The organism is Arthrobacter sp. SRS-W-1-2016, from assembly GCF_002009585.1.
In the GTDB taxonomy this organism is placed as follows: domain Bacteria; phylum Actinomycetota; class Actinomycetes; order Actinomycetales; family Micrococcaceae; genus Arthrobacter; species Arthrobacter bambusae_A.
Genome location: NZ_MTPV01000001.1, coordinates 40,775 through 54,023, shown reverse-complemented (window position 1 = coordinate 54,023; position 13,249 = coordinate 40,775). Strand labels below are relative to the sequence as shown.

The window sequence follows — 13,249 nt, the reverse complement described above, 5'->3', positions numbered from 1 at the left end:
CCGCGCCCGGTCAATCACTTGCCGCCAACGGGCAACCCAACATACCGCGCCCGGTCATTTCTAAGTTGCCGTTGACAGTCTGTGGCGTCGACCCTGGTTCCGAACCAATCCCCTCGCACGGACAGTACCGTCCCCCGAACCAGGGCTGTGTGCCTCCATGGGTCCTCAGTCGGCAGGCTCCTCAGCAAGTCTGAGACCACGCCCGACACGAAGGTCGCGAACAAGAGGGGTCTCGCCCGGACTTGCAACAGCAGTTGGCGCTCGTTGGCCATCCTCAAGTCTGGACTCACCAGTCCGTCGAATAGACCTGCCAGCCATCGTGAGTATGCGACCTCTTCCGGATCAAGCCCGGATCGATAGGCCGCTGCGTCAATTCCGAAATCGTTCACGTCACGAGATGTGTGCGGAGACAGCAGAAACCGTCCCCGCTATCCCCTATAGCCAGCCCTGCCTCTGGAAGGCTGTTTGGTGATGACGAGGCTGACGTCCCGGCTGCACGAACTGTCAGCGGCTGATCATCTCAGTCTTGGGGAGAGGACCGCCCGCACTGTGCAGACGGAGTCGATGGACTAGTCCTACACAGTGCGAGCGCGCTCTTCGCTATGAATTCATAGGGAAGGAACGCGGGCGGCCCATCAGGGCTGCAGGGTCCGCGGAGGTTTCGTCTCCCCTCGCGGTAAAAAGCGACACCAATCACCGGTGCCAGATCAGGCCCATCAGGGCTGCAGGGTCCGCGGAGGTTTCGTCTCCCCTCGCGGTAATTAGCGACACCATCGTGCCAGAGGCCCATCAGGGCAGTGAGAAAACCATATCTGAGAGACGACTGATTCAGGAAGTCCAACGATCTCTCACCTTTCGCGGTCCCCGACTTGAATGTCCTCTGAGCTTTGCGAGCCGGCGGTTGGCAGTCTAGGCAATGACGCGTCGGGATCCGAATGCCGTTGAGCTCCTTGGCATTCGCGATGGCGGCCACATCGGGTGAGGGAACGTTTGCCGTGCCGGTCATGGGTCATGCGTGGCCCTCGTCCGGCCCCAGATACAGGCCGGCGCCGCGTGCTGCGACGGGTCCCCAGTACGGTGGCGCCCTTCGCCGCGCTCAATGATGAGCCAGCCGAGGTTCTCGGAGCCGAAGGAGCCGTGGTCGGATTCGTTGTGGAGCTGGACGATCTTGGTGCCGTTCCACGCAGCGTCGACGATCTGGCCTTCGGTGAGCGGCCCGTCGGGAAGCTGGGCGGTGCATTCGATGCCCGTCTCGTCCCAGCCTTCGTCGGTGGTGACGGCGGTGTCGTAGGGTTCGGCGAGGAAATCTTCGATGACGGGGTTGTCCAGCCAGGTCGCGAGTGCTTCCCCGGGCAGTCGCGGATCGGAGTCGGTGATGAGGCTGCTGATGCTGACCGTTTTGGCCGGGGAGACCCAGTAGCCTATGTGTGCGGCCGCTGCCAAAAGGGGCCGCGGCGGCCTGCCCGTAGAGTCGAAGGCTGAAATCGCCGTCCTACCGCCGGAAACCTACCATCTGGTCGAGTGGGAAAATCCCCGGAATGGCGGGGAATATAGGGCCCCCTACTACTACTACTCTACTTAAACGACCTTAAATAGAGATATATATAAGGGGCCCCTGGTTCTCTTCCCCAGAGACCCCTCTAGGCTCTTAGTAAGAGAGTACTTTCCCTCTTAGTAAGCACGTACCTCCCGAGGTGGTTTTGGTCGAGTGGGGGTCCGGTGGAGGCTAAAATCCGCGCCAGCATTGGGATGCGGGGCCGTTTTTCCACTCGACCACAGGTAGGTTGAGCGGTGTTTCCGGGCGTTTTCCCGGTGGAGTGGCGGGAATGTGAGAGACCGGGAATTTCTCCTCATGTGATAACCTGAGGAACGACATTGGCCTCTTAGAGACGATGGTTATCACATGGCTCCCGGAAGGGGGCCTTTTCTCGTTTCTGGAGGGATTTTCGAAAACATCGAACTTTCCTTTCGAATCGGTCCTCTCAGATAATTCGGAGACCTGCAAGCGGGAATTGGAGCATCTCAGGCCGGCCTGGCACTCTCGGGAAAAGCGAATGTGGCCGCATCGGGACACGTGGCCCCACCAATCAGGTGCTTCCAAATGGGCACGGCAGCCGCCGTGGTGACGCCTTCATCATGGATCACCACCTCCCACGGACCAGAGTTTTGTATTGTGTGAGGTTTTGCCCGGCCGCGCTTGCTAAAGGATCACCCGGAGGCACCGGCGTCATCATCGGTGTCCAACATGGACCGCGCTCGATGCTGAATGGAGGGCCGCTTCCGGTAAAGGACAGTGCTCGGTGGATCGACCACTGCGGCAGCTTCTCCGACTTCCGCATCAACGATGGATGGACACCCTCGCGCTTTACGAGGTCTGCCGGAGTCTTGGATCCATGTCTCGCCAGACCTTAAGGACTTGTGAGACAGGCGCAATGCGACTGACTTGGTGAGACACTCCTGGAAACGAAGAACCCACTCGAAGTCGTTTCCCGATCGTGGAGCACCAAGCTAGAGTCTGTGAGACTCGACCGGGGTTGGCTCGGCGGGTGTGTGCCTCAGTAGCGGTCAAGCCAGTTGACCGGATAGCCGAGCTCCTCAAGCGAGAGAAGCACTACCTCGGGGTGGAATGAGTAGATGGTCCAGTCCAAGTAGTTGTCGCCCTGGATGGCGATGCCGTCGGAAAACAGTCCGGGGGCTCTGAAGACTCTTCTGACCTGCGATCGCTCAACTCGCCACGGTCCCACGAACCGACCAAAACCAAACCGTGCACGGAACTCCAGCCGCTCCCTCGTGGCCACAAGCTCGATCAAAGGCACCGTGGCGTTGAAACGTTGATTGTTGAATCCAATGACTTCTCTGTATTGCTCATTGTCGGCGGGCTTCCCCGGGACGGTATCCATGTCGCTGACCTTATCGCGGGCTCTGGCCTGAGAGATATGCCGGTAGGAGACCATGGCGAACGCGCTGCCCACGAGGACGCCGGTGACCGTTGCGATGGCCCCGGGGTTCGTCTAGTCGTGCCGCGTTGCGGCAATTCATCCCGGTCCTATGCCCCGCTGACCCTGTTGGGTACGAGCGCCCGCCAAGGGAATACCGGCGGAGAACAGGAAGAGCCCACCTCCACTGGCGGCCCTCGCCGCTGACCGGCAGGTCATCCAGCACGGCTTCGTGAGGTACTAGCCGGCTACCGGAATCGGTGACCGAGACGCCCTCTTGAGCGCGCCTGACAGGGCCGACACAGAGCGGCCCCCTACGGGCCGGCCGTCAGGGAGAGAACCGCGATTACGAATCCGATGACAATCCAACAGGCCGCCATGACACGGACCTGCGTGGTACCTCGCTGTGTCCACCAGGCGACATCGGCAGTGGCCGAAACCCACGTCCGGATCTTGGCGGCGCGACGCGCCAGCGGCCGTGCGATCGCCCAGCCAAACAGGCCCGCGCCGACTAGCACGAGCCCGAACAATACCCCGGGAGCCATCGAATCACCTCGCCAAAGCTGCCACTAGCCAGTCCCGCTTAGGAACAGCGCAACCGCTCGCGAATCTGTTGCAGACGCGGGGCCCGCTTCTAAAGGGATCCATTTCTTGCTGCGAGGTGTCATGACGGGTGCACGTAGACCAGGACAAAAACGGACACCGCCACGAAGATCGCGCCGAAGACCACAGAGAGGGCGCCGTACACGCGAAGAAAAACTCGTAGCAGCGACCCGATGCCGATCGTTGAGAGCTTGGCAACCGCAGATAAGGAACCGCGATGGTCGGTGACCAGAATCATGCCTTCAAGGAACGCGGCAAGGCCAATCAACCCGAAGGCGTACGGAAAGACCGCTTTCGCCACGTCGCGCGGCAGCGCAAGTGAGCCCAGGACGGTGAGCAGAATGAGGACGCCGCACGTCACCCATGCCACCCGCAGCGGCAACGGGAGCGACGCCAGTTCCTTGAAAGTTCTCCCCACTGCCCACCCCTCCACTGATTGCCCTTGGCCACAGAGTAGCTTGTGGGATTGAAGCCGAGAAGGGCTCCCCTTCTGCAGCAACCGGGCTATCAGATTGCGGTACGGCTCTTCAGGAAACACCCTCCCGGTCCGCGGATGCCGGGCCTCAGATTCCGCCGTCCAGGGTGCAGGAGCGGGTCGTTGTGGTGGCGTTCTGGTCCTTGCAGGAAAGGATCAGGGTTGCCGGGGAGCCGTCGGGATAGGTTTTCAGCCACCTGTTGGTCATCCCCGTCGAGTCGGCCGCCTTAGCTACCCAGCCGTTCCGGACGGCGTTTTCCCCGATCATCCTGTAGACGTCGGGGATGCTGGCGGCGCTGGTGAAGGTGACACTAACCCCGGCACCGAAGGAACCCCCGGAACCGAAGCCGGGAGTCTCGTAGTGGGCCGGGGTCTGCTTCTCATCCGTTTTGGCCAGTCCTGACGGCAGTTCAGCCAGGACGGGGTCCACGGCGAGCATGTGCAGCTTCCTGTCCCCCGGGTCGCTGTCGCTGTGCGGGGTGCTGGAGGCGGTCCCGGTGCTATTGCGGCCGGTCACTGTCCCTGCCGGGGACGGGGTGCCGGCCTGGATTCCGCACCCGGACAGAAGACAGCAGCCGATAATTCCGGCACATGCAGGCAGCAGCGCGAGCCGCCGGCGCCTGTCAACCGCCCTCTTACTGTTCATGGCCGGAACTGGAACAGCGCCCGGTGGTAGCTTCCATCAACAAGTTTCACAATCAGCTCCCTGCATCCGGTCGATCCGGGGTCGGTTTTCCACACATATGAGAGATTATTCGTTGCGCAGCACGCGGTAGTCATCCTCTCGGCTGTCGGCATCCTTCGGCTCAAGATAAGTCCAGGTCGTCCCTGGTCGACGAAGCGCCAGGCGGAACGCTAGACCGCTTCGTCCTGTCCTGAATCACCAAGGGTCACTCCAGCCACCGGCCAGTTCTCCCGCGGCACCTCTTGGAGAACAACACGGATGGTATCCGGCCGGATCCCTATCACTTCGGCATAGGTCGATGTCAGGGCCGCCAGCAGTTCGCGTTTCTTCTCGGTCGATGCCGGCGAGGCGTTCAGAACCTGAATGAGGGGCCTTTTTTCGATTGTGGCATGGGTCCAGGGGCGAAACAGCGAGGCTACGATGTCTTCAACACCCTGGGGGTGGCCGCAAACTGTGGGAGGGTCGATGCTGAAGAAGTGGCAGGACTGGCTAGGAAAGCGATCGTGGTGGACGCTGGCGGCCATCTTGGCTGTGTTCTGGACGCTGGGCTGGTTCGGGATTCAGGCTGCTATTCGTCCGGGTGGAGCCAGTTGGGGCTTGCTGGTAGGCGCCCTTGTTGGGGGAATCTTTTACGGCGGATTCATGGCTCTAATTTTCCGCCGCCAGCAGGCGAAATACGGTGGCCCCGACACCTCAAAGGCCATTCAGCAGGCTGTAAAGGAAGGCTCGCTGCCGGAAAGTGCCGAGCCCGAGATCTGGCTTCCGCTGCTTGAACGCAAGAGACGCACCGAGCGGCGCATGGTATGGGTAGGACCCATCGAATTTGCTCTCTTCTCAGCCCTCTGCGTCTTCCTGATCGTAACGGAACCATCGGTTTGGTTCTGGTGGCTTGGGACAGTTCTATTCGTCTGCCTGGGGATCTGGATTCCGCTCTGGTCGATCCGTCGTGCCGCTAAGATTGACGCCTTGATCGACGAACTGAAGGCTCAGGAAGCAGACCAGTCATCCTTCTAACTTGTGCTTCCGGTCTGCTATATGGGGACTGGTGGTCCCGCTAACCCGAACCTGACGGGCCGTACGCCATCGGCAGGTTTCGAGCCTCAGATGAGTGTGTCCAGCTTTTCCCAGAATGCCAGGCGCAAGGCTTTGCGGACTCCTTGCAGGTCGGTTTTGTATTCGCCGATTCGCTGGGCGCAATCTTTCAGGAGTACACGGTCGATCTCGACGGGGAGGATGGGCCGGTCGGCGAGCAGTTCGTTCAGCTACCCTTGGGATACCAAGCCGTACCAGCTGGCCGCGACGCTTTCGCCGACGTCCTGGGCGACGTCCATGGGACTGTCTTCGGTGACAAATGAGGCGCCGGCGCCTCCTGAGCTGTAGACCAGGTGCGCTCCAGCCTGTGTGCCGGCCGGATGCGGGGGCTGGGGAACATGCTGAAGCGGACGCGTTCGCGGCCCCGGCTTTGCCACCGACGCAGCCGGCCTTGGAACGGTGCGCGGCAGCGGATGTCCTGCGTGGGCAGGAACCAAAGGGGCTGCTGGGCCATGGCGGGTAGAGCGTTCCGCCATCCGCGAGGTCTATTTAGGCCGCCCGAACGCCTTGGCCCGTTGGGTGAAAGTAAACTTCCTTGGACAGGACAATATGCCTTGGTCGTTTCTGGCTCAATGGCCCGAGGAAGTCCTCGATGCTGCGGAAAAGCTTGGCTACCCCGTCCAGCATCGGGTTAGAAAGTCGACCGAATGACATATGAGTTCAGGGGCGGGTTTGAAATCCCCGGTCGGTTCAGGATCCAAGGACCGTACGTCGTACTCACCATGAGCGCCTCGCAGCTTGAGTTCCGGCCCAGATCCCGTTGGTGGGCGCGCCACTTCGGACCTTGGAGGCTCGAGCGTTCCGACGTCCGCGAGGTTTATCCAGGCCGTCCGCATCCGTTCTATTCTTGGGGACGGGTAAATTTTCTCGCCAAGGAGAACATGCCGTGGACATTTCTGGCCGAATGGCCGGAGGGTGTCCTTGGCGCCGCCGAAGAGCTCGGCTATCCGGTCCGGTATAACGACCAGATCCGGTGACGGCGGGTCGTCGTGCCGGCGATTTCTATCTTGCCCTCGCGTACGAGGACGCTGCGACCTTCTATAAGAAGCCCCCTGATCCCGGGTAACGCATGGCAGTTTTGAGGTCCCACCTGAGGAAGGCTGGGGCCGCACCGGTGTTAGGCCGCGAGATGATCACCGCAACAGCCCGTATCGCCACTGATGCGTAGACCAAGGCCAGCTTACCGTGGGCCCCCAAGGCCTCACCGTCTTGGGCAGGATGGTGTCGGCGGTAAGGACGTTCTCGTCCCCGCGTCCGCCGTTCCTGAGACGACGGATGCTCGAGCCCGCACAAGACAGTTCATCGACCAAACGGCCGATCACTGAGACCGGCGATGCGGATTCCATGGAATGACACTATATGCGTCACGATGGATGGCCCGGCAGGTTGCCGGCATTCTTGGCGGTTCGTTTACTCATGCCATCGACCAGCTGTACCCGTCCGGCTGACTGAACACGGACCGGAGGAGGGGAACCCATGATGACTAGGAGCAGCTTGTGCTCCCGCGGGTCGGTTACTGGACGCATTGGTGTTTCGATTTCAATGTCCATACTCGTCTGCACTACCCCGGAATTCCGCGCGCGCCTGTGCAGTCGACATCTGAGAACGACAGGGAAAACGGGCCCAGGGTGACGTTCCCCTTTATCGAGAGTCCGCGAGACTCCAGAGCAAACCGTCCGCCCGCGGCGCGCAGGCAGTGTCGCAGTCCGTAACTACCGGCGTTCCCTGCGCGCCACATAGATAATCAAAGCGATGCAGGAACGGGATTCTCCGGCGACCAGCTACGCTGGTCGTCTTCAGACGCTCCTGCCATGTCGTGACCGCGGAGCCAGACGATCAAGGGGGACCCTGATGGAACCTGTAAAGACGGAATGTATTGACACGTCCTTTGACTTCAACTCCGACGCACAAGGGAGAGACCCTGATGAGCACAGTCAGACTCTGAAGGACTACCACCAGAAGCTATGGAGCAAGAATCTACCCTGCGGAAACGGGTGTTTCGATCTGGAACCTGAACCCAATGCGTACCTCGTGCACAGGTCCTCGAATGGCGTCTTTTTCATGGCCAGCGACGCCATCACTACTAGGCTGCAGAAGCGGGCCGGGCGGATCATCAGGGACATCCCGCCGGAGGACCTGCCAGCGTGGCCGGGCTATACGGTTGGAAGCTCCATCGTGTTCCCGGGTAACAAAGTCGACGGGAAGATGACCATCAACGGGGCCCGCGGATTCAACAGCAAGATCGCTGACCGTTTCGACCTGACCCTGGAATGCATCCGCCGCTACTACGACGGACGCCAGCAGCCGAGTCCCCTCGAAGACGTCCTGCTCAGGTACGACAAATTCTTCGACCTGTTCCGCGACTTCAACGGGTACGTCGACTTTTTCCTGCTGCAGGACCTCCTGAAGGATGACGCGACCATCGACTTCTTCCACGACTTCGATGACTTCAAAACCCCGGCCGTTCCACAGGACGAGGCCGAATACCTGAAGTACCTGGCCAAGAGCAACAGTTTCATCAGCGCACGAAACGCCAGGATCAACGCTCTACCGTGCACGGATCCCAGCTAAGAATCCGTACCCACTGAGGTTCCGGCCGGTGAGCTCCTTGGAAACCGTCAGTTCAGGTTCATGCCAAACTGCCGCGAGAGGAGAGCCCGCTTGAAATGGGCCTCGGCAGCATCCACCTGTGCGGCCGGCGCGCTCGGCGAGAAGACCTGCAGGATGCTGAACTGGAAGTGCCGCCGGTGCCGGGCGTCGGCGGCCGCCAGCTCCCGGAGCGCGACGTTGCCGCCGTGGCCGTTCCTGGCGTACTCGCTCCAGCGGCCCAGAAAGCGTTCGGCGCCGTCGGCTTTGCCGACATACAGTTTGCCCGTCAGGGTGTCGGCGATGACGTAGATGCCATTGGACGGACCGGAGGGCCGTCTGCCACTGCTTGTAGCGGTCGTCCGAGATGACGGCCTGGAGTTCGTCCTAGCCGATCAGGAGCGAATCGAAGCCGGGGAACGCCACGTCGGCCGGGTCGGAGATGTCCGTGGCCGCCTGGATCAGGAACGAGGGCGCGGGAGGCCCTCCGGTATCCCAAGCAATCGCGCTTCTTTGCCCGCCGCGCATCCTATTGGTCAAGTATTTGGTCAAGTGCAAGACGACGTCATCTGCGCAGAAGACCAGAGACCACCACTCATGTAGCCCTCTTGGGGCACTACTAGCATCCAAGGGTCTACGCCAGCCGCGCGGATGCGGCCGTCAGGGTAAGTCCCGAACCTCAAATGTGCACTGCACGATGTCGCAGCACTGCCTTCATCACCCCATGCAAGGAGAACATCATGTTTGGTAAGTCCGTTCGACGGCTTTCGCCTCTCGCCGCGATCGCGGCGATCCTCCTCGTTGCACAACCGGCCTCCGCGGCCGCCAGCAAACCGCCCCAGATTCAGGCATTCAGCGCCTCATTCCCCGCCGGTGTCGCCTGTCCTTTCCCCCTCGACATCACCGGCACAAACGGGATGCTAACCGAGATCACCTTCAAGAACGGCGACTTCTTCAATGTTGGAAAAGGGGTCCTGCTCACTTACACCAACCCAACAAACGGCGAGTCCTACACGGTGAACACAGCCGGCTCCGTCGACCGCTTCGTGCAGAACGCGGACGGAACCTACACCGTTTACTTGTCAGGCCACAACGGCTACGTCTACTTCAACACGGATGCCACAGGGCCCCGGGTAATCGAGTACACCGGACGCTTGGTTGTCACCGTCGATTCCAGCCTCGCCAACACCCTCTCGGTCGACTTCACCTCAGGCCAGTCAGTCGACGTGTGCGCAGCCCTCTCATAGCATCGGAGCCCGGAGCGCAGGGGCCAGGGCACGTTTGGCTCGGCGTCTCCGTCCTCCGCCAGAACGAAGGATCAGACATGAAAAAGGCAATTTTCGCGTTCATCAGTGCCTCCATACTGTTGCTGGCAGCGCCACTGGCGGCCTCAGCCTCGTCGGTTGGCACCTCGGCGGGAGCGGCTGGCCCGGCCGTGGCCAATTCGTACAGCCCCCTGGCTGCGAAGTGGTGGGTCTGGGCGCTGAGTCAGCCCGCGTCCTCGAACCCGCTCCTGGACACCACCGGCTCCCAGTGCGCAAATCAACAGTCCGGCCCCACCTGGTTCCTCGCCGGGCTCTTCAACACCGGCGGAAGCGTTACCCGCAGCTGCACCGTTCCTGCCCATATCGATCTGTTCTTCCCACTCGCCAACAGCTTCGACATCGAGCCTCAGTCCGCTCACGAGACGCCGGCATTCGTCCGGAGCGTTGTCGCGCAGGCTGGTGTCCAAAACGGTGCGAGCAACCTGACGGTCACCTTTGATGGATCGGCCGTCGGCCCCGGTGTCGTGAAGTACGAAGAATCGTCCATTTTCAAGGTCGCTCTGCCCACTGACAATATCTTCGGTGACCCGACCCTCGCCGGCGTCTACGAACCCGGGGCTGATGCCGGCTACTACGCCCTGATCCAGGATGTGCTTCCTGGCACGCACACGCTGAATTTCACCGGGACGCTCAATGGCCAAACCATCAATTCGACGTACGCCCTGACGGTCACGCCATAAAAGCGTCAGGATGGTTCATTGGACACAGCGGTGCACGGCCGCGGAAAACAACCGGGCCCGACCGTAGATGCCCCGGCCGTTTTCCGCGGCCGGGGCATCGTGGCCTACTGGAGGGTGATCGGCAGATACAGCTGAGCCTGGGACCATCCGGAGAAGACATGGAGCGTTCCCGGCCCGGCGAGCCGGTCGTCCGACGTTCGTACGTTTGGCATCAACAGAGGACGCAACGCGGAAATGGCAAAGACAGGTAGCCGCCACTCTGTTCCCATGCCGTTAGGTTGGCGTATTTTCTGCAGGACGGTGGTGACCGCCGCCCACGACGAAAGGACGTCCATGGATCTCCCTGGATTCAAGAGTTCCGTGCGCTCTCCGGAGGAGGAGCTCGCATGGCAGAACAACAAGGCCCTACGAGAAAAAGAGGACGAGGCCATCACAGACGCAGTGGATGAATGGCTTCAGCGCGTGGAAGAAAATCGCACTGGCAATGCGAAGAAATTCACCAAAGAGATCCGAAAGGCTGCAGGCAATTTCCCTCTTCCCGACTTTGAAACTCCTGATAGTCAAAGCCAACTATTCCTACTCACGCAGCAAAGCATGGCAGCAAGCTATGGAAGCAGCACCGCGACGTACAGCGCCGAAGCCGAAGCAGATTTCGACCTCCAAAAGTTCTGGTTCAGCGTGAGCGAATACTGCGACAAGATATTCGACAGCTTGTAGTCGGCCGTCTGATCGCTCGTACGGTGGTCCGCTGTCCCCTGACACATCGAAGGTACTCGCACAGGTGTGCACGGAGGATTATCGGACCAGGCAGCAGGTTGCATGCCCTCTGAGACAACCGACCGTCCGCTGGGGCCGTGGTGATAGAACAGCGCTGCGCCCGGGTTGCCTGACTCTTGGCTTCGATGAGTCACTGCTTACAGCAAAGGAGATTCAACATGATTTTCCCGATGAGTTGCGCCGTGACATGGTCGCAGGTGTCCGGAAGCACGATGCCTCGAGCAGATCGCGGACGACTTCGGGATTTCCAAATTCATCCTGCACAACTAGCCTAAGAAGCCAACCTCAAGAACGACGCACGACCTCAAACCCAAATAACAACAAAGGGAGAAGTAATGTCACGTTGTGAAAGTAAACCTGGAATGTTTGCGGCGAAGTGCAAGCTGGATTCAATACACCCCGGCGAACATGACAATGGTGTAAAACGTTGGCCTCGCAGCCAGGTCGAACAGCATATATACGGGATAACACTCGGAATTATCGAGGAACGGCGACAGGCTGCTTCGGAACGCCAAGCGCTGATCGAACGTCATGAGCGAGGGGAGATGCCGTAGGCCATACTGCTTGCATGCGTGCAAAATCTACTCCGAGGTAAAGCGTGGAATGTGCAAAGTGTCATGAGAAGTTATACGAATGCCCAGACTGTCGGGGCCAGACACGTAAAAGCCCCCTTGGAGATACGCTCACCTGCAAAACATGTAAAAGCAGTGGTTGGCTGTGTCCCAAGCATGGTGGCTTCTGGGAATAGACCGGCGAATGATGACAACGTGTGCCCACTGCTGGCAAAGATGAAGACCCGGGCAGTGGTGGTCTTCTTTCTTGGACGGCGCTCCTGAGACCGTTTTGACTTTCCGCCTGCATCGCTGAGTGCCGTTTGCGGTCGTCTCCGCATCAAACAAGCGGGCTGATCGATCATCTCCGGAACCTTGTCTGTGTTCCGCGGACAATTGCCAGCTGCGTTTCGCCGTTCGGGATGGGCCTGTCTGTGAGGCTTCAACACGCTCGAATTGAGTGGGAAGGCGAAGAGCAGCGTCCAGTCCTATATCGGCGGAAAGAGGATCTGAGGGCCAAACATGTTTCAGAGCTTGACGTGGTGTGTGGGGCTGTCATCGGCCCCGTCGACCGCCCAACGGAAATCGTGGCCAGCCTGCCGATCCGTGGCAAACTGCGGATTGTTGGCCGCTCACCCCTGAGCCAGGCGGACAGCCGGGTCTGGGCGCGCTGGCTCCGACCAGCCCGCGGTCCTCATCCTTGGCCGCGAACGGTCAAAGGAACCACGCTTGATCGGTTCAACCGCGACGCGTCACCGGTCGATCTGACACTCGTTGAACCGATTGTCGTTGAAATTGCTGCTGACACTGCGTGGTCGGGCCGGGCCTTCCGCCATGGTTTGCAGTTCCGTCGAGTCCGCGCCGAACTGGATCCGGCCAATGTCGAAGTGCCCATCCAGACCAGCCTTCCGTCGTATCCATCCAGTGATGAATCCAAGGTTGAAGGTGGGGCCACATATAACCGTCACAAGTGCCCGGCGAGTCACGAAGTGGGGCCAGAAATAACCGTCCTACCGGGGCCATCCAAACCTGTCACAGTCATGCCCCGTGCTTGGTCGTGCGCATGTCCGCCTTGAGCTCATCGACGGTGAAAGTTTCTCCGCCAGCTAGCTCTCTCAGCCCGCCGCCAATATCCTTGACGAGTTTCGCGTCGGACAAAACAGCCACCGTTTCGATCATGGCGTCGTAATCGTCGGCGCCCAGGAGGACAGCGGCACGGGCGCCGTCCGGGTGATTTCGAATCGTTCGTGCGTGGACGATACCTGCTCCACGATCCGCGAAAAGTGCGATCGAGCCTCTGCCACCGGGAGCGTTCTTATCTACTTATTCTCGCGCAACTAGCAGGACCTCCCGGTAGCAGCCCCGTGTATCGGCACGCTTAAATTTCCAGCCAACCCCGCCATGATCAGCGCTCGAAACCAGCGGGACAATGCGATCCCGAACTGAGATTGGCAAAAATAGAAGATTCAATCCACATGGCAGAACGCGTCCACACCGGACCCGGCGGCCGCCCTGGCACCGGCACACATCAAGCTATCG

General features: G+C 60.3%; 17 protein-coding genes. 6 read left to right on the top strand and 11 right to left on the bottom strand.

What is annotated here, in order from left to right; translation table 11 throughout:
- Positions 1 to 1,002: 1,002 nt before the first annotated feature.
- The 6 genes from BMF89_RS00290 to BMF89_RS00265 all read right to left on the bottom strand — a co-directional run bounded on the left by BMF89_RS00290 (position 1,003) and on the right by BMF89_RS00265 (position 5,223).
- The gene (locus BMF89_RS00290; protein WP_078105092.1) at positions 1,003 to 1,443 is read right to left on the bottom strand and encodes a hypothetical protein; all 441 of its coding nucleotides are present in this window, start codon (positions 1,441 to 1,443) and stop codon (positions 1,003 to 1,005) included.
- Positions 1,444 to 2,555: 1,112 nt separating this feature from the next.
- Positions 2,556 to 2,900 (bottom strand): hypothetical protein, encoded by a 345-nt coding sequence (locus tag BMF89_RS00285; protein ID WP_139359481.1) that lies wholly within the window; start codon positions 2,898 to 2,900, stop codon positions 2,556 to 2,558.
- A 350-nt stretch (positions 2,901 to 3,250) separates the two neighbouring features.
- Entirely contained in the window at positions 3,251 to 3,481 is a 231-nt protein-coding gene (locus BMF89_RS00280; RefSeq protein WP_078105090.1) for a hypothetical protein, read from the bottom strand.
- A 119-nt stretch (positions 3,482 to 3,600) separates the two neighbouring features.
- Positions 3,601 to 3,957, bottom strand: a complete 357-nt coding sequence (locus tag BMF89_RS00275; protein WP_078105089.1) for a hypothetical protein — start codon at positions 3,955 to 3,957, stop codon at positions 3,601 to 3,603.
- Positions 3,958 to 4,102: 145 nt separating this feature from the next.
- Entirely contained in the window at positions 4,103 to 4,660 is a 558-nt protein-coding gene (locus BMF89_RS21425) for a hypothetical protein (RefSeq protein WP_139359480.1), read from the bottom strand.
- A 209-nt stretch (positions 4,661 to 4,869) separates the two neighbouring features.
- A complete protein-coding gene (locus BMF89_RS00265) occupies positions 4,870 to 5,223 on the bottom strand; it encodes a tautomerase family protein (protein WP_078105087.1) in 354 nt (117 codons plus the stop codon).
- Position 5,224: 1 nt separating this feature from the next.
- Here BMF89_RS00265 and BMF89_RS00260 point away from each other — a divergent pair, with 1 nt between their 5' ends.
- The 3 genes from BMF89_RS00260 to BMF89_RS00250 all read left to right on the top strand — a co-directional run bounded on the left by BMF89_RS00260 (position 5,225) and on the right by BMF89_RS00250 (position 8,362).
- Positions 5,225 to 5,713: a hypothetical protein gene (locus BMF89_RS00260; RefSeq protein WP_078105086.1), complete on the top strand. Its 489-nt coding sequence runs from the start codon at positions 5,225 to 5,227 to the stop codon at positions 5,711 to 5,713.
- 143 nt (positions 5,714 to 5,856) lie between these two features.
- Complete coding sequence (locus BMF89_RS21790; RefSeq protein WP_171983349.1) at positions 5,857 to 6,054, top strand: hypothetical protein; 198 nt, start codon at positions 5,857 to 5,859, stop codon at positions 6,052 to 6,054.
- A 1,798-nt stretch (positions 6,055 to 7,852) separates the two neighbouring features.
- On the top strand, positions 7,853 to 8,362 hold the full coding sequence (locus BMF89_RS00250; protein ID WP_253190629.1) for a hypothetical protein: 510 nt from the start codon (positions 7,853 to 7,855) through the stop codon (positions 8,360 to 8,362).
- 47 nt (positions 8,363 to 8,409) lie between these two features.
- Here BMF89_RS00250 and BMF89_RS22660 read toward each other — a convergent pair whose 3' ends face one another.
- A complete protein-coding gene (locus tag BMF89_RS22660; RefSeq protein WP_366214746.1) occupies positions 8,410 to 8,658 on the bottom strand; it encodes a GIY-YIG nuclease family protein in 249 nt (82 codons plus the stop codon).
- Positions 8,659 to 8,764: 106 nt separating this feature from the next.
- Positions 8,765 to 8,917, bottom strand: coding sequence for a hypothetical protein (locus tag BMF89_RS22105; protein WP_216353757.1), 153 nt, complete (start codon positions 8,915 to 8,917; stop codon positions 8,765 to 8,767).
- Positions 8,918 to 9,117: 200 nt separating this feature from the next.
- On the opposite strand from BMF89_RS22105, the gene BMF89_RS00240 reads away from it, so the two are divergent.
- Positions 9,118 to 9,624, top strand: a complete 507-nt coding sequence (locus BMF89_RS00240) for a hypothetical protein (RefSeq protein WP_078105084.1) — start codon at positions 9,118 to 9,120, stop codon at positions 9,622 to 9,624.
- 77 nt (positions 9,625 to 9,701) lie between these two features.
- Positions 9,702 to 10,382 (top strand): hypothetical protein, encoded by a 681-nt coding sequence (locus BMF89_RS00235; protein ID WP_078105083.1) that lies wholly within the window; start codon positions 9,702 to 9,704, stop codon positions 10,380 to 10,382.
- Positions 10,383 to 10,486: 104 nt separating this feature from the next.
- Here the strand turns inward: BMF89_RS00235 and BMF89_RS00230 are convergent, their stop codons facing one another.
- Positions 10,487 to 10,717: a hypothetical protein gene (locus BMF89_RS00230; RefSeq protein ID WP_078105082.1), complete on the bottom strand. Its 231-nt coding sequence runs from the start codon at positions 10,715 to 10,717 to the stop codon at positions 10,487 to 10,489.
- Between BMF89_RS00230 and BMF89_RS00225 the strand changes: the two genes are divergently transcribed.
- The gene (locus tag BMF89_RS00225) at positions 10,716 to 11,099 is read left to right on the top strand and encodes a hypothetical protein (protein WP_078105081.1); all 384 of its coding nucleotides are present in this window, start codon (positions 10,716 to 10,718) and stop codon (positions 11,097 to 11,099) included. The genes BMF89_RS00230 and BMF89_RS00225 overlap by 2 nt on opposite strands.
- Before the next feature lie 1,649 nt (positions 11,100 to 12,748).
- Here the strand turns inward: BMF89_RS00225 and BMF89_RS22100 are convergent.
- Together BMF89_RS22100 and BMF89_RS22655 are read right to left on the bottom strand one after the other, a co-directional pair.
- The gene (locus tag BMF89_RS22100; RefSeq protein WP_216353756.1) at positions 12,749 to 12,889 is read right to left on the bottom strand and encodes a hypothetical protein; all 141 of its coding nucleotides are present in this window, start codon (positions 12,887 to 12,889) and stop codon (positions 12,749 to 12,751) included.
- Positions 12,886 to 13,014, bottom strand: coding sequence for a type II toxin-antitoxin system Phd/YefM family antitoxin (locus tag BMF89_RS22655; RefSeq protein WP_216353755.1), 129 nt, complete (start codon positions 13,012 to 13,014; stop codon positions 12,886 to 12,888). Before BMF89_RS22655 ends, BMF89_RS22100 begins: the two co-directional genes overlap by 4 nt.
- Positions 13,015 to 13,249 lie beyond the last annotated feature (235 nt).

Bases quoted from the DNA above. Each gene is read 5' to 3' on its own strand.
- BMF89_RS00285 (WP_139359481.1), bottom strand. From the start codon at position 2,900: ATGGATACCGTCCCGGGGAAGCCCGCCGACAATGAGCAATACAGAGAA.
- BMF89_RS00280 (WP_078105090.1), bottom strand. From the start codon at position 3,481: ATGGCTCCCGGGGTATTGTTCGGGCTCGTGCTAGTCGGCGCGGGCCTG.
- BMF89_RS21425 (WP_139359480.1), bottom strand. From the start codon at position 4,660: ATGAACAGTAAGAGGGCGGTTGACAGGCGCCGGCGGCTCGCGCTGCTG.
- BMF89_RS00265 (WP_078105087.1), bottom strand. From the start codon at position 5,223: ATGGCCGCCAGCGTCCACCACGATCGCTTTCCTAGCCAGTCCTGCCAC.
- BMF89_RS00250 (WP_253190629.1), top strand. From the start codon at position 7,853: ATGGCCAGCGACGCCATCACTACTAGGCTGCAGAAGCGGGCCGGGCGG.
- BMF89_RS00240 (WP_078105084.1), top strand. From the start codon at position 9,118: ATGTTTGGTAAGTCCGTTCGACGGCTTTCGCCTCTCGCCGCGATCGCG.
- BMF89_RS00235 (WP_078105083.1), top strand. From the start codon at position 9,702: ATGAAAAAGGCAATTTTCGCGTTCATCAGTGCCTCCATACTGTTGCTG.
- BMF89_RS00225 (WP_078105081.1), top strand. From the start codon at position 10,716: ATGGATCTCCCTGGATTCAAGAGTTCCGTGCGCTCTCCGGAGGAGGAG.
- BMF89_RS00230 (WP_078105082.1), bottom strand. From the start codon at position 10,717: ATGGACGTCCTTTCGTCGTGGGCGGCGGTCACCACCGTCCTGCAGAAA.
- BMF89_RS22100 (WP_216353756.1), bottom strand. From the start codon at position 12,889: ATGATCGAAACGGTGGCTGTTTTGTCCGACGCGAAACTCGTCAAGGAT.